The sequence below is a fragment of the Actinomycetospora endophytica genome, assembly GCF_021026375.1.
In the GTDB taxonomy this organism is placed as follows: Bacteria; Actinomycetota; Actinomycetes; order Mycobacteriales; family Pseudonocardiaceae; genus Actinomycetospora; species Actinomycetospora endophytica.
The window spans coordinates 1,344,344-1,361,752 of the sequence record NZ_JAJNDB010000001.1; the positions used below are offsets into that span (position 1 = coordinate 1,344,344).

Annotated in this window: 16 protein-coding genes; 5 read left to right on the forward strand and 11 right to left on the reverse strand. The window is 73.7% G+C overall.

Annotated elements, in window-relative coordinates; translation table 11 throughout:
• Nucleotides 1-83 precede the first annotated feature (83 nt).
• The 6 genes from LQ327_RS06530 to LQ327_RS06555 form a co-directional block, all read right to left on the reverse strand.
• The gene (locus LQ327_RS06530) at nucleotides 84-1,700 is read right to left on the reverse strand and encodes a glycoside hydrolase family 13 protein (protein WP_230730700.1); all 1,617 of its coding nucleotides are present in this window, start codon (nucleotides 1,698-1,700) and stop codon (nucleotides 84-86) included.
• 199 nt (nucleotides 1,701-1,899) lie between these two features.
• A complete protein-coding gene (locus tag LQ327_RS06535) occupies nucleotides 1,900-2,541 on the reverse strand; it encodes a TenA family protein (protein WP_230730701.1) in 642 nt (213 codons plus the stop codon).
• 169 nt (nucleotides 2,542-2,710) lie between these two features.
• Nucleotides 2,711-3,544, reverse strand: a complete 834-nt coding sequence (locus tag LQ327_RS06540) for an aldo/keto reductase (RefSeq protein ID WP_230730702.1) — start codon at nucleotides 3,542-3,544, stop codon at nucleotides 2,711-2,713.
• 116 nt (nucleotides 3,545-3,660) lie between these two features.
• Nucleotides 3,661-5,220 (reverse strand): asparagine synthase (glutamine-hydrolyzing), encoded by a 1,560-nt coding sequence (asnB, locus tag LQ327_RS06545; RefSeq protein WP_308286259.1) that lies wholly within the window; start codon nucleotides 5,218-5,220, stop codon nucleotides 3,661-3,663.
• Nucleotides 5,221-5,345: 125 nt separating this feature from the next.
• Nucleotides 5,346-6,017: an NUDIX hydrolase gene (locus LQ327_RS06550; protein ID WP_230730703.1), complete on the reverse strand. Its 672-nt coding sequence runs from the start codon at nucleotides 6,015-6,017 to the stop codon at nucleotides 5,346-5,348.
• Nucleotides 6,014-6,298: a DUF3024 domain-containing protein gene (locus tag LQ327_RS06555; RefSeq protein WP_230730704.1), complete on the reverse strand. Its 285-nt coding sequence runs from the start codon at nucleotides 6,296-6,298 to the stop codon at nucleotides 6,014-6,016. The genes LQ327_RS06550 and LQ327_RS06555 overlap by 4 nt, the downstream gene beginning before the upstream one ends.
• A gap of 218 nt (nucleotides 6,299-6,516) precedes the next feature.
• Here LQ327_RS06555 and LQ327_RS06560 point away from each other — a divergent pair, with 218 nt between their 5' ends.
• The 3 genes from LQ327_RS06560 to LQ327_RS06570 are packed head-to-tail and all read left to right on the forward strand — an operon-like array spanning nucleotide 6,517 to nucleotide 8,518.
• A complete protein-coding gene (locus tag LQ327_RS06560) occupies nucleotides 6,517-7,026 on the forward strand; it encodes a hypothetical protein (protein WP_230730705.1) in 510 nt (169 codons plus the stop codon).
• A gap of 19 nt (nucleotides 7,027-7,045) precedes the next feature.
• Nucleotides 7,046-7,651 carry a peroxidase-related enzyme gene (locus LQ327_RS06565; RefSeq protein WP_230730706.1) on the forward strand — a complete coding sequence of 202 codons (606 nt, stop codon included), beginning with the start codon at nucleotides 7,046-7,048 and terminating at the stop codon, nucleotides 7,649-7,651.
• Nucleotides 7,652-7,660: 9 nt separating this feature from the next.
• Nucleotides 7,661-8,518: an NAD(P)-dependent oxidoreductase gene (locus LQ327_RS06570; RefSeq protein ID WP_230730707.1), complete on the forward strand. Its 858-nt coding sequence runs from the start codon at nucleotides 7,661-7,663 to the stop codon at nucleotides 8,516-8,518.
• A 66-nt stretch (nucleotides 8,519-8,584) separates the two neighbouring features.
• Here the strand turns inward: LQ327_RS06570 and LQ327_RS06575 are convergent, their stop codons facing one another.
• The 4 genes from LQ327_RS06575 to LQ327_RS06595 form a co-directional block, all read right to left on the reverse strand.
• Nucleotides 8,585-9,589: a glycoside hydrolase family 6 protein gene (locus LQ327_RS06575; protein WP_230730708.1), complete on the reverse strand. Its 1,005-nt coding sequence runs from the start codon at nucleotides 9,587-9,589 to the stop codon at nucleotides 8,585-8,587.
• 206 nt (nucleotides 9,590-9,795) lie between these two features.
• Nucleotides 9,796-13,203 carry a glycosyltransferase family 2 protein gene (locus tag LQ327_RS33695; protein WP_269069160.1) on the reverse strand — a complete coding sequence of 1,136 codons (3,408 nt, stop codon included), beginning with the start codon at nucleotides 13,201-13,203 and terminating at the stop codon, nucleotides 9,796-9,798.
• A 335-nt stretch (nucleotides 13,204-13,538) separates the two neighbouring features.
• Nucleotides 13,539-14,069, reverse strand: a complete 531-nt coding sequence (locus LQ327_RS06590; protein WP_230733108.1) for a metallophosphoesterase family protein — start codon at nucleotides 14,067-14,069, stop codon at nucleotides 13,539-13,541.
• A gap of 21 nt (nucleotides 14,070-14,090) precedes the next feature.
• Nucleotides 14,091-14,489 carry an SRPBCC family protein gene (locus LQ327_RS06595; protein ID WP_230730709.1) on the reverse strand — a complete coding sequence of 133 codons (399 nt, stop codon included), beginning with the start codon at nucleotides 14,487-14,489 and terminating at the stop codon, nucleotides 14,091-14,093.
• A gap of 145 nt (nucleotides 14,490-14,634) precedes the next feature.
• Between LQ327_RS06595 and LQ327_RS06600 the strand changes: the two genes are divergently transcribed.
• Nucleotides 14,635-15,951, forward strand: a complete 1,317-nt coding sequence (locus LQ327_RS06600; RefSeq protein WP_230730710.1) for a cytochrome P450 — start codon at nucleotides 14,635-14,637, stop codon at nucleotides 15,949-15,951.
• A gap of 14 nt (nucleotides 15,952-15,965) precedes the next feature.
• Here LQ327_RS06600 and LQ327_RS06605 read toward each other — a convergent pair whose 3' ends face one another.
• Complete coding sequence (locus LQ327_RS06605) at nucleotides 15,966-16,280, reverse strand: hypothetical protein (RefSeq protein WP_230730711.1); 315 nt, start codon at nucleotides 16,278-16,280, stop codon at nucleotides 15,966-15,968.
• Nucleotides 16,281-16,581: 301 nt separating this feature from the next.
• On the opposite strand from LQ327_RS06605, the gene LQ327_RS06610 reads away from it, so the two are divergent.
• Entirely contained in the window at nucleotides 16,582-17,394 is an 813-nt protein-coding gene (locus tag LQ327_RS06610) for a DUF1707 SHOCT-like domain-containing protein (RefSeq protein ID WP_230730712.1), read from the forward strand.
• Nucleotides 17,395-17,409 lie beyond the last annotated feature (15 nt).

A 17,409-nucleotide genomic window follows, 5' to 3' on the forward strand; every position in this document is an offset into this window, starting at 1 on the left:
CCGTCCACCCCCGCCTCGTTCTGAGCGAAGGGCACCTTCAGTCGAATAGACGGGCCGTGGGCGCCCCTCGCCGGAATCCGGACTCAGCCCACGCCGACCCAGACCGCCGTATCCGGCGGGACGAGCCCGTCGGCGAGCGGCCCGCTGGTGAGCAGCACCTCGTCGTGCGCCGGGAGCGCCACCGCCGCGCCCGACCGGTTGACCATGCACACGAACCCGGGATCGCGGCGGAACACGAGCACCTCGTCCCCGGGCGCGGACAGCCACGTCAGCGTGCCCTCGCCCAGCGCCGGGAGCGATCGCCGACGCTCGAGCGCGCCGCGCACCAGTTCCAGCGTCGACCCGGCGTCGCCCGACTCGACGTCCACCGCCCAGCGGCCGAACCAGTCCGGCTGCGGCAGCCACGGGCCAGCCCCACCGTCGGGACCGAACCCGAACGACGACCCGGCGGCCGTCCACGGCAGCGGCACGCGGCACCCGTCGCGACCCCGCTCGGTGTGGCCGGAGCGTTCCCAGGTGGGGTCGCGCAGCGCGTCGTCGGGAATGTCGTCGACCTGCGGCAGCCCGAGCTCCTGCCCCTGGTAGACGTACATCCCGCCGGGCAGCGCGGCCGTGAGCAGCAGCGCCGCGCGGCCCCGCCGGACGCCGAGCGCGACGTCGACGGTGCCGTCGGAACGGCACCCGTAGCGGCTCGGGGCGCGGACGACGTCGTGGTTCTCGAGCACCCACGTCGCGGGCGCGCCGACGGCGTGCAGGTATCCGGTGGTGACGTCGACCGCGTCCCGCAGCGCCGTCGGGTCCCAGGGCGCGAGCAGGAAGTCGAAGTTGAACGCGGTGTGCAGCCGGCCGGGCGCGACGTAGCGGGCGAGGCGCTCGGGGCTCGGCACCCAGGCCTCCGCGACGAACATCCGGCTGCCCGGGTACTGGTCCGCGACCCGGCGCCAGGACTCGTAGATCTCCTGCACCGCGTCGCGGTCGGCGAAGGGGTGCCGGCCCGGGCCGAGCGAGGCGCCGGTGAGGTCGGAGGGGTCGGCGAGGTCCGGGAGGGCGGGGTCCTTGACCAGCCCGTGCGCGACGTCGACGCGGAACCCGTCGACGCCCCGGTCGAACCAGAAGCGCAGCACGTCGCGGAACTCGGCACGGACCTCGGCATTGCCCCAGTTCACGTCCGGCTGGCCGGGGTCGAACAGGTGCAGGTACCACTCGCCGTCGGGGACCCGGGTCCATGCCGGGCCGCCGAAGTGCGCGCGCCAGTTCGTCGGCGGCTCGTCGCCGTCGGGACCGCGGCCGGGGCGGAACACGAAGCGGTCGCGCTCGGGCGAGCCCGGCCCGGCGGCGAGCGCGGCGCGGAACCACGCGTGCTCCGAGGACAGGTGGTTCGGGACGAGGTCGGGGATCACCCGCAGCCCGTGCTCGTGGGCCGCCTCGATGAGCTTCTCGGCGTCGGCGACGTTGCCGTAGGCGGGCTCGATCGCGCGGTAGTCGGCGACGTCGTACCCGGCGTCGACCTGCGGTGACGCGTACCAGGGGTTGATCCAGAGGGCGTCGACGCCGAGGTCGCTCAGGTAGCCGAGACGTTCCGCGAGCCCGGCCAGGTCGCCGATCCCGTCGCCGTCGGAGTCGGCGAAGCTGCGGATGTAGACCTGGTAGATGACGGCGTCGCGCCACCAGGGCTCGTGGGACGGCGGGGGCGTCGTCACGCGGGGAATCCTCCGGCGGTCGTCGTCGACGGCGGTCCTCCGGAGCCTACGGACCGCCGGGCCTCGGCAGCCGGGCGATCATGACCGGTTCGCCCGACCAAGATCACCGGGATGAGGAGGATCTGTGCGCGAGGACCTCAGAATCTCCTCGTTCCGGTGATCATGGCGCGCGAGGTGGCCGGGCGTCAGAAGCGCGAGTTCAGCCGTACGCCGCGTCGAAGAAGGCACGCTCCAGCTCGACGGCCCGCCCGAACACCGCCGCCATCCGCGCCCGCCCGCCGTGTCCGGCGCCGTCGCCGACCCGGTCGAGCTCCGCCCGCAGCGCCGCCACCCACGTCGTGAACGCGGGGCCGCGGTGGAAGTCGATCCACTCGGCGTGGATCCGGTCGGCGGGAGAGGGGGCGTCACGGGCGGCCCAGTCGGCGTAGAGCCACTCCGCGACGAGCAGCACCGCCAGGATGGCGCCGTAGTCCGCGGAGCGCCGCGCGCCGTCCATGAGCTCGAGGAATCCGCGGGTGGGCGGGAGGAGCTCGGGCGACCGGCGGTCGGGAGCGCTCACCTCGAGCCGGTCCAGCGCCCGGGTGAAGTAGTCGTCCTCGTCGCCGGCGATCAGCCCGAGCTGGCGCGCCAGGACCAGGCGCGGCTCCGGGAGATCGGCACTCGCGACCGCCGCCCCCAGCAGCGCCACGAAACCGTCGAGGAACTGCAGGTCCTGGGTGAGGTAGCGGGCCAGGACCGCGTCGTCGACGGTGCCCGCCCACAGCTCGTCGACGAACCGGTGCCCGACGGCGGCGTCCCAGGCCTCGGCGTTCGCCGCACGGAGCTCGTCCGAGAAGGGCACACGGTCCTCCCGAGGATGTGGAGTTGCTGACGTCCAGTGTCAGCTGTGCCGCATCGCTGACAACCCAGCCACATGGCACGGCCCGGACGACGACGTGATCATCACGTCGGCGCCCGGGCCGCTCATGCTCCCGGTCGACGGAGCGCGCGACCGGGGTGGTCGGTGGAACTCAGCGGTCGAACGTGTCGGGGTCGGGCCCGACCCGCTGACCCTTCTCCAGCCCGGCGACGGCGGACATCTCGTCGGCGGTCAGCGAGAAGTCGAAGATCTCGAAGTTCTCGCGGATGCGCTCGGTGGTCACCGACTTCGGGAAGACGATGTTGCCGAGCTGCACGTGCCAGCGCAGCGTCACCTGGGCGGCGCTCTTCCCGTGCGCCGCGGCGATCTTGCCGAGCACGGGCTCGTCGAGCACGCCCTTGCCCTGGCCGATCGGGCTCCAGGCCTCGGTCGCGATGCCGCGGCGCTCGTCCTGCTCCCGCATCTCCTGCTGCTGCATGTGCGGGTGGATCTCGATCTGGTTCACCGCGGGGACCGTGGAGGTCTCCTGGGCGAGCCGGTCGAGGTGGTGGGCCTTGAAGTTCGAGACGCCGATGGAGCGGGACTTCCCGTCCTTCGCGGCCTGCTCGAAGCCCTTCCACGTCTCGACGTAGAGGTCCTTGCCCGGCAGCGGCCAGTGGACGAGGTAGAGGTCCACGTAGTCGAGGCCGAGCTTGGTGAGGCTCTCGTCGAGGGCGCGCTGCGCGTCGTCGTAGCCGTGGTTGGCGTTGTTGCACTTCGTCGTGACGAAGAGGTCGTCGCGGCGCAGGCCCGAGTTCGCGATGGCCTCGCCGACCTCCGCCTCGTTGCCGTACATCTGCGCGGTGTCGATGTGGCGGTAGCCGATCTCCAGCGCGGTCTGCACGGTCTTCGCCGTGTCCTGCCGGTCGATCTGGAACACGCCGAATCCGAGCTGCGGGATGGTGGCTCCGCTGTTCAGCTTCACGCCGGGAACGTTGTTGCTCATACCGACGGACTACCCCGGACCGTCGAAGCGTCAACCATGACGTGGGCCGCAGCCGTGCGTGCGTTTCCGTGTTCTGACGCGACAGCGACACAGCACGCCGATAGGGCACGCACGCGCTACGCGGTAGCGAACGCTCCGAGTGTCCGGTTCGGCTTCACGCCCGAGAACGTCCGGAACCAGGTCCGGTAGTAGGCGATCTCCTCGTCGCTGCGCAGGTCCCAGCCGTTCTCGACGGCGGGTGCCTCGGCCCCCTGCGCACCCTCCTTGGCCTTCTCCTTCTCGACGAGCTCGGCGAGCACCTCGCCGGCGCCCGACCCGTCCCCGAACTGCTCCTTGCCGCGCCAGAGGATGTCGTCGAGGACCATGTCCTGGAAGGCCTCGCGCAGCAGCTGCTTCTCGGTGCGGCCCTCACCCATGAGCTTCCACTCGGCGGGCAGCGCGAGCATCTCCTCCATCACCGTGGCGTCGAGGAACGGCACGCGCGCCTCGAGGCCGTAGTTCATGGTGGTGCGGTCGCAGCGCTGCAGGTTGAGCTCGTGCAGCGTCTCGATCGAGCGGACGAGCTCGGCCTGCAGGGCGTCCGGCGTCGCGAAGGCCGGGTCCTCGTGCACGTAGGAGTAGCCGGCGAACAGCTCGTCGGCGCCCTCCCCGGTGAGCACGACCTTGACGTGCTTGACGGCCTCACGGGCCAGCAGCAGGTTCGGCACCGCGGAGCGCACCAGGGCCGGGTCGAAGTGCTCGATGACCGTGACGGCCTCGTCGAGGGCCTCCTCGAGGTCCTCCGCCGTCGGGATGATCTCGTGGTGGTCGGTGCCGAGGTACTCGGCGACCGCCCGCGCGGCGAGCAGGTCGGCGCTGCCCTCGGTCCCGACGGCGAACGTCGGGAGCCGCTCGCCCTTGGCGTCGGCGACCTTCGCCGCCACCGCCGCGACGATCGCGGAGTCGAGCCCGCCGGAGAGGAAGACCCCGACGGGGACGTCGCTCATCATGTGGCGGCGCACCGAGTCGGACAGCACCATCCGGACCTGCGAGAGCACGGCCTCGTCCCAGGACTTGTCCGGGGCGTAGCGCGCCGGGCGGACCTGCACCGGCACGGCGTCGGCGAAGCGCACCATCGTGCCCTCGGCGACATCGGTGCCGGGCAGACCCGGGCTCCAGACGTAGCCGGGCGGGAAGGCCTCGACCTTCGGCTGGTCCTCCTCGTCGAAGGCGCGCAGCTCGCTGGCGAAGAGGGTGACGTTCCCCAGGCGTGCCCAGTACAGCGGCTTGATGCCGATGGGGTCGCGCGCGACGACGCCGTGACCGTCGGTGTGGGCCATCGCGAGCGCGAACATGCCGCGGACCTCGTAGAGCGCCGCGGACCCGTCGCGGAGCACCAGGCGGAACGCCGACTCGGTGTCCGAGTCGGTCGCGAAGCGGACCTCGGAGAGCGTGTCGCGGATGTCCTCGTGGTTGTAGATCTCGCCGTTGCCGACGACGTAGGCCGACTCCGTCTCGTCCGCGATCGGCTGCTTGCCGCCGGTCACGTCCATGATCGAGAGGCGCTGGTGGCCGAGCCACGCCGTCTCGAGCTGGATCCGGCCCGAGTCGTCGGGTCCGCGGTGGTTGATGCGCGCGAGCATCCGCTCGCACTTGTCCGGGTCGATGTCACCGTAAGCAGCGACGATTCCGCACACGTGTGGTCACACTTCCTTCGTCAGGGTGCCTTATCAGACAACCACGACCACCTGTGCACCCGCATCGGATCGGGGCGCTCGTCACGGGTCGTTAACGGTCCAGATGCCGATCACGATGGGGTCCGTCAGCGCCAGGCGAAGACCGGTTGCTCCAGACCGTCGACCCGGGTGGGCCGATCGCGCAGCGCGACCTCGCGGAACTGGAGCAGGACCGCCGCGGTCGGCGCATGCACCCGGTGGCCCACGATCGGCAGCTGCACCACCGGCCGGTCCGACTCCGGGATCTCGAGGTAGTAGGGCTCGACGTCGAGCTCGCCGAGCGTCACGTGGAAGACCCGCGCCACCTCGTCCGGCGACGGCGCCAGCGAGTCCAGGGGCGCGTCCACCGTCATGACGACCGGGGTGATCACGAAGCCCGAGCGTGTCGGGTAGTCGTCGAGGCACCCCACGACGCGGTCCTCGCCGAGCGCGAGCCCCAGCTCCTCGTCCAGCTCCCGCCGGGCGGCCGTGACGGTGTCCTCCCCGGGGTCCACGGAGCCGCCGGGGAGGGCGAACTGGCCGGGGTGGTCGCGCAGCCGCGAGGTCCTCCGGGTGAGCAGGACGCCCGCGCCCCGGACGGGATCGGAGAGCACGACGACGGCGACCGCGGCTCGCCGGGGCGGGCGCGGCTCGCCGTCCCGGCCGCGGACGGGCGGGAGATCGTCGGGGTCGACCTCCCGACGCTGGCCGGCCGAGAACGCGGCGATCCGCTCGGCGATGGTGGCGGGGTCGGGCTGGGACGGGTCCGCTCCGGTCATCCCCAGAAGATGCCCGTCGGGTCCGCGTCGACGATGTCGAGCAGCGGAGCGGGCGACGCGGCCTTGGTCTCGTCCGGGTAGCGGTGCCACCGGCCGCCGGAGTCGGGCCAGAGCAGCACCCACTGCTGATCGGGCGCGTCGTAGCGCAGCTGCGCGATCGGGGCGGTGGACCACTCCGTCGCGAGCTCGGGGAACACGGGGGCGCGTCGGCAGGAGAGCGTGATGCGACCCGCCCGCTCCGTGTAGGAGATCTGCACAGTGTCGCGTTGCGACTCGGGCACGCGATCCGCACACCACCGTCGGACGATCGCCCGGTGTTCGTCGGTCACGTGCATGTCGCTCACTGTGACACGACGGGTCCCGCAGCGGGAGGTCTGTCCGCTCGGCGTCACCTCTGGCGCGACCAGCGAACGCCGACGACCCGCTCCGGGCGCCCGGCGGGCGGGGTGCCAGCATCGTGCCCCGGACGTGAGGGCGGGCGAGGAGGGAACGACCGGCGATGGGGACGAGCACCGCAGCGACGGCCACCGGCCCGGCGCGACGCCGGGCTGCGACGTGCGTGAGCCTCGCGCTCGCCGGCGGGCTGCTGCTCGCGGGCTGCGGTGGCGGGGGCACCGCCGCCCCGGCGCCGTCGTCCTCGGCTCCCGCCGCGCCCACCCCGACGGTCGCCGCGGCCGACAAGGGCTACTGCGACACCGTCGCCCGCGTGCAGGCCGAGCAGGCCTCGCCCCAGGCGGGCCAGGGCGGCGTCCAGAAGGCCAGCGACGCCGCGCGCCAGCAGGTCGGCGAGCTCGTCGCCGCCGCCCCGGCGGAGCTCACGAACGACTGGAAGACCGTCCAGCGCCTCACCGAGCAGGCGCTGGGCTCGCTCGCCGGCACCGGCGGGGACCCGAAGAAGATCGACCGCGACGAGCTGGCGAAGCTCCAACAGCAGTCCCAGCCCGCCGTCGCCCACATCAAGACGGTGACCGAGCAGCGCTGCCACGTCGCGTTCCGTACGCCGGGCTGATCCGCACTACGGTCGGGCCATGAGCGATGTGAGCCGTTTCGGCGTCGTCGAGCCCGAGGACCTCCCGGACGACCTGCGCGAGCGGGTCGGCGCGATCGCCGAGAAGTCCGGCTTCGTCCCGAACATCTTCCGCGCCCTCGGACGGCGCCCGCGCGAGCTGCGGGCGTTCCTCGACTACCACGACGCGCTGATGGACCCTGCCCCGACGGACCCGGCTCCGCAGGCTTCGCGGGAGGCTCCCGGACTGTCCAAGGCCGAGCGCGAGCTCGTCGTCGTCGCGACCTCCGGGGCGAACCACTGCACCTACTGCATCGTCGCCCACGGGGCGATCCTGCGGGTCCGCAGCAAGGACCCGGAGCTGGCCGACCACGTCGGCACCAACCCGTACAGCGCCGAGCTGACCGGCCGGCACCGCGCGATCGTCGACCTCGCCCTGGCCCTCGCCGTCGACTCCGCGTCCTTCACCGACGACGACATCGACGCCGCGCGCGAGGCGGGCCTGTCGGAGGACGAGATCTGGGACGTCGGGGCCATCACCGCACTGTTCGCGATGTCCAACCGCCTCGCGCACCTGACCGCTCTCCGTCCGAATGCGGAGTTCTTCACGATGGGGCGGCAGGGGTAACCGGTCGGCATGACTTCAGTAGCGGTGCTCGGCACCGGGATCATGGGCGCGGGGATGGCGCGCAGCCTGCTCCGCGAGGGGATCGACACCACCGTCTGGAACCGCAGCCCCGAGAAGGCGAAGCCGCTGGCCGACGACGGCGCGAGGGTGGCCGCCACCGCCGCCGAGGCGGTGGCCGGCGCGGACGTCGTCGTGACGATGCTGTTCGACGTCGAGCCGGTGCTGTCGGTGATGGCCGACGCCGTCGGGTCGTGGCCCGAGGGCGCGGTGTGGATGCAGGCCAGCACGGTCGGCGTCGAGGGGACCCGCCGCGTCGAGGCGTTCGCCGCGGAGCACGGGATCGACGTGCTCGACGCACCGGTGCTCGGCACGAAGGCGCCGGCCGAGAACGGGAAGCTCGTCATCCTCGCGTCCGGCCCGGCCGCGCTGCAGGATCGGGTGCAGCCGGCGTTCGACGCGATGGGCGCCCGGACCCAGTGGGTGAGCGGGACGCTCGGTGACGCCAGCAAGCTCAAGCTCGCGGTGAACGCCTGGATCGGGGCGATGGTCAACGGCACGGCGCAGTCGGTGGCCCTGGCCCGCGGGCTGGGCCTGGACGCGCAGCGGTTCCTCGACGCGATCTCCGGGCAGGCCGTCGACTCGCCGTACGTCCAGCTCAAGGGCAAGGCGATGCTCGACGGCGACTACACGCCCTCGTTCGAGCTCGACGGCGTCATCAAGGACACCGCCCTCATCCGCGACGCCATGACCGAGGCGGGCACTGACCCCACGCTGGCCGACGCGATCGCTGACCGCCTCGCGGCCGCGAGCGCGGCCGGGCACGGCGAGGACGACATGGCCGCCGTGGTGCACGCGTACCGGACCTGAGCTGAGCGACCCCCGACACGAGGGAACCCCCGGCCGCGGTGCGACCGGGGGTTCCTCTCGTGCGGGTCAGGAGCTCTTCGCGGCCTTCGCCAGCCCGAGCGCGTAGTCGGGCATGAACTGCCCGGCGCTGGGCGAGCCGCGGCAGTCGCCGTCGGAGTCGCCCGGCTCCTTGATCCAGAGGTACGCCGCGACCCGGGGGTCACTCGTCTTGCGGGTCGGCGGGGTCCCCAGCGCGCGCCCCGGCGGGTTGCACCAGGTCGGCTGCTCGGGCCCGCTGTAGGACCCGTTGCCGTTCCGGCTGGTGTCGATGACGAACTTCTTGCCGCCGATCTGGTCGGAGACCTTCTTGCCGTAGCTGGTGACGGCGTCGTTCGTCTGGAAGTTCGACACGTTCAGCGCGAACCCGGCCGCCTGGTCGATCCCGGACTTCCGCAGGCCGTCCGCGAGCTGACCCGTGTCCTGGACGAAGCCGGGGTTGCCGGCGTCGATGTAGACCTCGGCGCCCGCACCCTTCAGCGTCTTCACCGCACCGGAGAGCAGCGCCTCCCGGCCGCCCTGCTCGCCCTCGCACTTCGACAGCGTCTGCGCGAGCGCGTCCGGCTCGAGGATGACGACGGACTTGGTGCCGCCGATCCCGGCGGCCATCTGCCCGACGAACGAGCGGTACTGGTCGTCGTCCTGGGCACCGCCCGAGGAGTACTGGCCGCAGTCGCGGTTCGGGATGTTGTAGGCGACCAGGACCGGCGTCCGTCCCGCGGCCTTGGCCTGGGAGACGATGCCCTTGGTCTCGTCGGTCGTGTTGCCCTCGCTGCCGATCCAGTGCGCGACCGGCTGGCGGGCGATCTTCTCCAGCTCCGTCGCGTCCGCGGTCCGACCGTCCTGGCGCCACTGCTCGACCTGCTTGGCCGCCGTCGAGGCCGGGTCCACCCAGAACTCCGACGCCGCGGGCGGCACGACCGTCGCGGGTGCCTGACCCTGCTGGTCGGACGAACCACCCGAGCATCCGGCCAGTGTCAGCGCCGCCATCGCGGCGAGCGCCGCCGAGGCGATCCGCCTCCGTCGTGCCGACATCCTTCCGAGCCACCCCCGGTGTCCCTCGCGACCGTTCCCGACGGGACCGGTCTCGTCGCTGGTAAGAGTCGCATCCCGCCCGATGTGACCCGTTCGCACCCCGGTTCTCACCGGGTTCTCACGGGCCGACCGGGGTTCCCGGCGACTCCTGGAGCGTTCGCACGGGCGGGCGGGACGGATCACTCCGTCACCCGATCCACCGTGCGTCAGCTCGCCTCGGTCTGCTCCGGCTGCCGCGCGCGACGGGCCGCGTCGCTGCGCCCCGCCGCGACCGCGGGCGCGACCGCCGCCAGCGCGACGACCCGGACCGCGACCGTCGACGCGTGCAGCGAGCGCTCCGCGGTGGTCATCCCGTCGTGCTCCTCCTCCGGGGCGTCCGGCGCATCGCCGTCGGCCGGGCGCGCCGTCTCGCCGGCGGGTGCCGGGGTCGGGCGCGGGGACGGCGTCGGGCGTCCCGTGGGAGCAGGCGTGCCTGCGGCGGGGGAGAACGCCCCGTTCCCGGCGACGGGTGCTGCGCCGTTCACGGGCGCCGCGCCGTTCACGGGCGCTGCGCCGTTCACAGGTGCTGCGCCGTTGACGGGCGCCGGGCCGTTCGCCGGCGCGACGCCGTCGGCGGCGGCCGCTCCCGTGCCGCTCGCGGGCTCGCCGTCCTTCGCCGCCGCCGTGCCGTTCGCCGGGGCGGTGCCGTTCGCGGGCACCGCGCCGTCCGCGGGGCGACCGGACGACGACGTCCGGGAGCGCCGCTCCGGCGGGGCGATCTCGTTGCGGTGGACCGCGGCCGTCGGAGCGGCCGGTTCCGGACGGCTCTCCGGGGCCTGGGCCGGCCGGCCCGGCTGCGGTGCGGCCTCCGGACGCGGCCGGGGACCGGGACGCGGGGTCGGACGCCCGTTCTCGGCCGGACGACCCGGCTGCTCGGGGCGGGCTGCCGGCGACGGCCGCTGGCCCTCGGCGGGGCGACCGGGTCCGGCGGCCGGGCGCGGGGCGTCGGCCGGGCGCGGAGCGTCGGCCGGGCGCGGGGCGTCGACCGGACGGCCGGGATCGCCGGCCTGCTCCGCCGGCGACGGACGACCCGCCTCGGCGGCGGGGCGTTCGACGGCGGGTCCGGGCGGCGGCCCGGCGGGCGTCTGGCGCACGGGGCCCGCCGGCTGGGGCCGGGGCGGCGTCCCCGGACGGGGAGCCGGGCTCGGACGCTTCGTCGGCGACGGGCCCGCCGCCGCCGGACGCGCCCCGGGCTGGGCCGGACCGGGCTGGGCCGGACCGGGCTGACCCGCGCCGGGCTGACCCGGAGCCGGCTGACCGGCGGCAGGCTGACCCGCGCCGGGCTGGGCGGGCCGGTGCTGCCCGGGCCCGGGCTGTCCCGCGCCGGGCGGAGTGGGACCCGGGGTCCCGGTGATCGCCGTCGACGGACCGGGCGGGGTCCCGGGGGCACCTGGGTGGGGCCGGTGCTCGCCGTGCGCGTGCACCGGCCGCGGGTGCAGGCCGTTGTTCGCCCGCGGACCCGGGCTGGGCGCGCCGGGGCGGCGCACCTCGGTCTGCGGGCCGCCGTCGCCGGTGCGGACCCAGCCGTCGGGCAGCGCGCGGTAGCGGTCGCCCGTACCGGCGTCGTGCGGCCCGCGGGGCGGGCCGTCGGGGCGGCCGGGCTCGGCGGTCCGCACCGCCCCCGTCGGGCCGTGCCCGTTGGCGGCGGCGACGCCGGCCGGGACCGGCTTTCCGGCCCCGGTGCGGACCCAGCCCTCGGGCAGGGCGTCCGCGTCCGCCAGCGGGGAGCGGAACGGTGCCGAGTCCGGGCCCTCGGCGATCATCGCGTCGAGCGCCGCCCGCTGCAGGGACTCGGTCGTGATGCCGGTCCGACCGCCGGAGGTGCGCGGCTCGGCGGTGATCACCGGCTGGCGCCCGACGACCCGCTCCACGATCCACAGGGCGGGCGGCGCCAGACAGGCCAGGAGCGCGACCGCGGGCCACAGCAGCACCGCGGGGCTCGCGTAGCCCATGACGATCGAGGTGACGATCGCCGCGATCAGCACCAGCCCCCACTGCAGGTGGCGGCGGAAGGTCAGGATGTGGTCGGCGCTCGAGGAGAGGCCCTTCGGGGTGACGACGAACTTCGCCGGCAGCCGCAGCAGCGTCGCGATCAGCGAGGCCGCGAAGATCGGCGACGCGAAGATCGACATCAGCATGCCCTTGACGCCGGAGGATCCCTCGGCCTCGTAGGGGCTGACGTTGTAGCGCCGGTTGCGCAGGTAGACCCAGAGCTGGAACGCGGTGGCGTCGATGTAGAGCGCCAGCCAGAGCTGCACCGGCACGACGACGCCCTGGACGCCGAGTGCGAGGAAGAGCACCGCGTTGACCGCGCCGAGGATCCAGCCGATCGCCATCGACGGGTAGAACGTCGTGATCAGGCAGTAGTGCAGCGCGCGACCGGGCGAGAGCAGCGGCAGGCGCCGCCAGAACTCGGTGAGCAGCACCTCGAACGTGCCGCGCGACCAGCGCATCTGCTGGGAGAAGAAGTCGCCCCACGACGACGGGCCCTCGCCGACCGCGAGGACGTCCGGCGTGTACACCGACTTCCAGCGTGCCTTGGTCGCCGGGTTCCGCCGCGCGTGGAACTTCAGGCCGGTCGCCATGTCCTCGGTGACCGAGTCCGACAGGCCGCCGATGCCCTTGAGGGCGCTGATGCGGATGGCGTTGTTCGTGCCCACCAGCATCGCCGCGTTGTAGCGGTTCGCCGCCCGCTGGATCAGCGAGTGGAACGGGAACTGCTGGGACTCGGCGGCCCGGGTCACGAACGTCTCGTCGTTCGCGTAGCACTGCGGGCCGACGACGAATGAGACGTCCGGGTCGCGGAAGTACCCGAGAATGCGCTCCGCGTAGTTCGGGAGCGGAACGTGATCGGGGTCGACCGACAGGAAAATCTCGTACGAGTCCCCGTGCTCGGCGACCCACGCGTTGTAGTTCCCGTGCTTGGTCTTCGCCTTGAACGGGCCCTTCTTGCGGTTGTACTCGTCGACGCCCTTACGGGTGAAGTGGTTGACGCCGAGCTCGCGGCACATCGCGCGGACGGCCGGGTCGTCGCCCTCGTCGAGGAGCCAGACGTCGAGGATCCCCTGGTAGCGGATCTGCAGCGCCGCCTGCAGCGTGCCGCGGACGACGTCGATCGGCTCCTTGCTCGGGACGATCGTGGTGAGGAAGGCGATGCGCTGGTTCTGCTGGGGCGGGACCGGGACCGGGTCGCGCGAGATCACCGAGGCCAGTGACAGCGAGAAGACGTTGATCAGCCGCAGGAGCTCCATCAGGGCGATGGAGCCGATGACGACCCAGTTCGCGTACTGCGCGATCGGGGGGCCGGTGACCGCGGGGCGGTGCGCGGGGTGGAGGAGCCAGGTGAAGAACAGCGCCTCGAAGACGAAGTTCAGCGCCGCGATGGCCAGCGAGCGCCAGACGCGTCCGCGTCCGTGCACCGCGTCGACCCCGCGGTAGGACACCCGGTAGTCGTGGCCGTCACCGTCCAGCTCGCGGATCGGGCCGGCCAGCTGCGAGAACTCCTGGATGCGACGACCGACGACGAGTTCGTTCTCGTCGACCTCGTCAGCAGGTCTCTCGGCAAGAAGCGTCATCGGGCCGTTTCGTCTCGATGGCAGGGGGAGCGACGGGCCGATCCCGTACGTCCCCTCGTCGTCGTGGCGTCGTCCCCCGTCCCCGTGATGTCCGGGTACAGAGCCGAGCGCCGTCCTCCCGTCGGTGTCCTGGTCGTGATGTGGTCGTGATCGTCCGCCGTCGTCCCCCGACGTCGACGCGACGGGTGAACCGTACGGGCATCACTGAACGTGCTCATCCAGGGGGACGGTCCGGACCACTCCGACGTTGCCCCCGTTCCGGAAATCAGGGCGGGACGGTTGTCACACGGACCTTACGGGCTCCGCATGTCACCCGATCCGCTCACACCTGGTGATCAGCGGTCGCGCCGCCCGACGCGGGGTGGGAGGTCGTGTCGCTCGACGGTGAGCGCACCGCCGGCCACCACGCCCGTCATGAACGTGGCGAAGGGCTGGCGCCGCCGGTCGGTCGGCGATCCGGGGTTGAGCAGCCGGAGGCCGCGCGGTGTCGTGGAGTCCCACGGCACGTGGCTGTGCCCGAAGACCACGACGTCGACCGGGTCGTCCGAGTCCGGCCCGAACCACGTGTCGCAGCGCCGTTCGCGACCCCGCGCGTCGCCGGTCTCGTGCACGACGGCCAGGCGCAGGCCGCCGACCTCGACCCGGGCCACCTCGGGCAGTCGGGCCCGCAGTGCCTCGCCGTCGTTGTTGCCCCAGCACCCGACGAGGGTCGCGGCCCGGGCCTCGAGCGCGTCGAGGGCCTCGGGGGCGACCCAGTCGCCGGCGTGTACGACGACGTCCGCGGCGTCGACCGCGGCCCACACCGGCTCGGGGATCTCCTTGGCCCGGACCGGCAGATGGGTGTCTGACAGCAGGGCGAGCCGGATCGATCCGTCGGGCCGCACCGGTCAGCTCCGTCCGGCGGGCGGGGCCACGAGGGCGTGCAGCGCGACGAACGCGATCGGGGTGTACGGCGCGACGACGAGCGCCGGACCCTCGGTGACGAGCCGGGTCCGGCTGCCCCCGTCGTCGGGCTCGACGTCGTGGTGCAGCACCAGGTGCAGCGGCCCCACCCTGACCCGCCACGACCACGTGCGCGCCGCCTCGTCCACGGCGAGCACCTCGAAGGGGACCCGCACGACCCCCACCGCGTGGACGGTCCCCCGCAGCCCCGGCTCGAGGCGGCGAGCCGGGGCCCGGACGGCGGTGATCTGCGGCGCCCAGCCCCGCCACCGGTCGAGGTCGGCGTAGCGCTCCCAGGCCTCGTCGGCAGTAGCGGGCCCGCGGGCGGAGACGGTGGTGCGCACGGGCGAGGAGTACCCGCCACCGGGGCCAGCAATGGCACGCCCGCCCGAGGCGGCAAGGGCACGTTCCTGTCATCTGACGAGCGGACGGCGCCACTCACCCGACCGGGCGTGCGCCGAGCTGGTACCGCGTCGTACCATCGCCGCCATGGTTCGCGACACGCTGCGCTGGGCGGCCACCCACGGGCTGATGCGGGCGGCCATCCGGCGCGAGGCGCGCCACGGCAACCCGGACGCCGCGCTGCTGCTCGACCCCGACCTGCAGGGCGACCCCTTCGCCCACTACGAGCGGCTGCGCGAGACCAGGCCGTTCGCCCGGGGAGCGTTCTCACGGGTGAGCGTGCACCACGATGTCTGCACCGAGGTGCTGCGCAGCGAGGACTTCGGCGTCGCCGACCGGGATGCGGCGATGCCCGCGGCGGTGCGGCTCGCCCTGCGTCTCGCCGGCCCGCCGCCGTACCCGGGACCGATCGACCCGCCGTCGATGCTCGCCGTCGACGCCCCCGACCACACCCGCTACCGGCGTCTGGTCACCCGGGCGTTCACCGCGCGCCGGGTCTCGGCGCTGCGCGGGCGCACCGAGCAGATCGCGACCGAGCTGCTCGACGACCTCGCGAGCCCGGACGGCGCCCCGGTCGACCTCGTCCACCGCTACGCGAGCCTGCTCCCGGTCACCGTGATCTCCGAGATGCTCGGCGTGCCCACGACGATGCGCGAGCAGTTCCTGGCCTGGGGCGATGGTGCCGCCGCCTCGCTCGACCTCGGACTGCCCCGCGACCGCTGGTCGACCGTGCAGACCAACGTCGCCGCCCTGCACGGCTGGATGAGCGAACACCTGCGCCGGCTGCGCGCCGATCCGGGCGAGGACCTGCTCTCCCAGCTCGTCACGGTCGCCGACGACGACGGCACCGGGCTCACCGAGCACGAGCTGGTGTCGACGGCGCTGCTCGTGCTCGCCGCGGGCTTCGAGACGACGGTGAACCTCATCGCCAACGGCACCCGGTTGCTCTTCGACCACCCGGACCAGCGCGAGCGCCTCGCCGCCGACCCGTCCCTGTGGCCGACGGCGGTGGACGAGGTCCTGCGCGTGGAGTCCCCGGTGTCCCGCACCGCGCGGCGGGCCCGCCGGGACACCGAGGTGGCGGGCCGGGAGATCCCCGAGGGCGCGCTGGTCGTGACGGTGCTGGCGGGCGCGAACCGCGACCCGGACGTCTTCACCGACCCGGGAGTGTTCGACGTCGGGCGCGCGAACGCCCGCGAGCACGTCGCCTTCTCCAGCGGCATCCACTACTGCCTCGGCGCCGCGCTCGCGCGCATGGAGGGCGAGGTGGCGCTGCGCGCGCTGTTCGAGCGCTACCCGGATCTCGCCCCGGCCGGGGAGGCGCGTCGCCGGCCGACGCGCATCCTGCGGGGCTACGAGGCGATGCCGGTCGCGGTCGGTCCGGCCCGCCGCGAGGCGGCCTGATCCACCGAGCGGCCTCAGACGCTGATCGGCAGGCCGAGCAGGGCGATCGCGGCGGCCGTCAGCACCGTCGTGCTGGGACGGCCCGGCGGCTCGGCGACGACCGCCATGAGGCCCGCGCGGACGAGTCGCCGCCCGGCGAACTGGTCGGTGCAGGGCTGACCGTCGATCAGCAGCGCGCCGCCGGGATCGCTGCTCACCGTGCAGCGGCCCGCCGCGACGGCGAACAGGACGGCACGGTCGCGCGGGGAGATCATCGGGCGCGACTCCGGCGACCGGCGCGGTCGCGGGAGCGGGCGGGACGGTACGCCGGGGTCAGCTGAGATGGTCATCGACGTGCTCCTCGTGGTCACCGACCAGGGTGGTCAGCGCGCTGGGCCGAACGGGTCAACTGTCGTATCGATGTCCGCTCGGATCTGTTAGCTGGATCACGCAGAGTCGTGACGAATCGGGGCGATCTCGCGCCGTCTCCGGCTGTGTACCGGTGTCTCGGGTCGTATCGGGAGTGTCGTAGACGGTGCAAGACGACGCGATGGGGTCCGCGGCGACCCCGGGTGAGGCCCCGGGCGGTCGGGGTGGAGTTCAGGGTCCGACCCGGAGGTCCGGGGCTCCGCGCGGCGGCAGGCTGAGCCCATGACCGACCAGGAGCGGCGCGAGCAGGCGCCCACCCCGTCCCCCGCCACCGCGACCGCCGGTCCGGGTTCCGCCGCGGCCGAGACCGTCGCGCCGGCGAACCCGGCCCCCGAACCGCAGGACGCACCGTCGTCGTCGGGCCCCGCCGGGTCCCTCGGGCACCCGGGCGACCTGCCGCCCTCGCCGGCCGACCTCCCGGTCGACCACGACGACCGCGAGCACGTCGTCGGGCTGCTGCAGGAGGCGGTGTCGCGCGGCCTGATCGACACCCTCGAGTTCGACCGCCGCTCCGGGCTCGCGACGACGGCGCGCACCCGTCGTGAGCTCAACACGCTCGTCGTCGACCTGCCCCTCGAGCACCCGGACCGGGCACGGGCCCGGACGGCGGCCGAGTCGCGCCGTCGTGCGACGAGCCCGCCGGCCGACGACGCCCGCGCCGCCTACGCGGCCGGCGACACCAGCGGCACCGTCGCCCTGCACGCGACGCTCGGCTCGGTGAAGCGCTCCGGGGCGTGGGCGGTCCCGCGCCGGCTGGAGATCGACGGCTGGATGGGCTCGGCGGAGCTCGACCTGACCGAGGCGGTGATCGACCACGAGGTCGTCGAGATCGACGTCGACATGACCATGGGCTCGGTCGAGCTGCGCCTGCCCGAGACGGCCAGCGCCTCCCTGGACGCCGTCAGCGCCACGGCGGGCAGCGTCGAGGACAAGCGCCGCACCAGCCGGCCCGCCGGTCGGCCGCACGTCGTCGTGACCGGGAAGGTCGCGTTCGGCTCCGTCGAGGTGAAGGGGCCGAAGTGGTGGAAGAACTGAGCGGGGGCCGGTGCC

Bases quoted from the DNA above. Each gene is read 5' to 3' on its own strand.
- LQ327_RS06540 (WP_230730702.1), bottom strand. From the start codon at position 3,544: ATGAGCAACAACGTTCCCGGCGTGAAGCTGAACAGCGGAGCCACCATC.
- LQ327_RS06550 (WP_230730703.1), bottom strand. From the start codon at position 6,017: ATGACCGGAGCGGACCCGTCCCAGCCCGACCCCGCCACCATCGCCGAG.
- LQ327_RS06560 (WP_230730705.1), top strand. From the start codon at position 6,517: ATGGGGACGAGCACCGCAGCGACGGCCACCGGCCCGGCGCGACGCCGG.
- LQ327_RS06565 (WP_230730706.1), top strand. From the start codon at position 7,046: ATGAGCGATGTGAGCCGTTTCGGCGTCGTCGAGCCCGAGGACCTCCCG.
- LQ327_RS06570 (WP_230730707.1), top strand. From the start codon at position 7,661: ATGACTTCAGTAGCGGTGCTCGGCACCGGGATCATGGGCGCGGGGATG.
- LQ327_RS06575 (WP_230730708.1), bottom strand. From the start codon at position 9,589: ATGTCGGCACGACGGAGGCGGATCGCCTCGGCGGCGCTCGCCGCGATG.
- LQ327_RS33695 (WP_269069160.1), bottom strand. From the start codon at position 13,203: ATGACGCTTCTTGCCGAGAGACCTGCTGACGAGGTCGACGAGAACGAA.
- LQ327_RS06600 (WP_230730710.1), top strand. From the start codon at position 14,635: ATGGTTCGCGACACGCTGCGCTGGGCGGCCACCCACGGGCTGATGCGG.
- LQ327_RS06605 (WP_230730711.1), bottom strand. From the start codon at position 16,280: ATGACCATCTCAGCTGACCCCGGCGTACCGTCCCGCCCGCTCCCGCGA.
- LQ327_RS06610 (WP_230730712.1), top strand. From the start codon at position 16,582: ATGACCGACCAGGAGCGGCGCGAGCAGGCGCCCACCCCGTCCCCCGCC.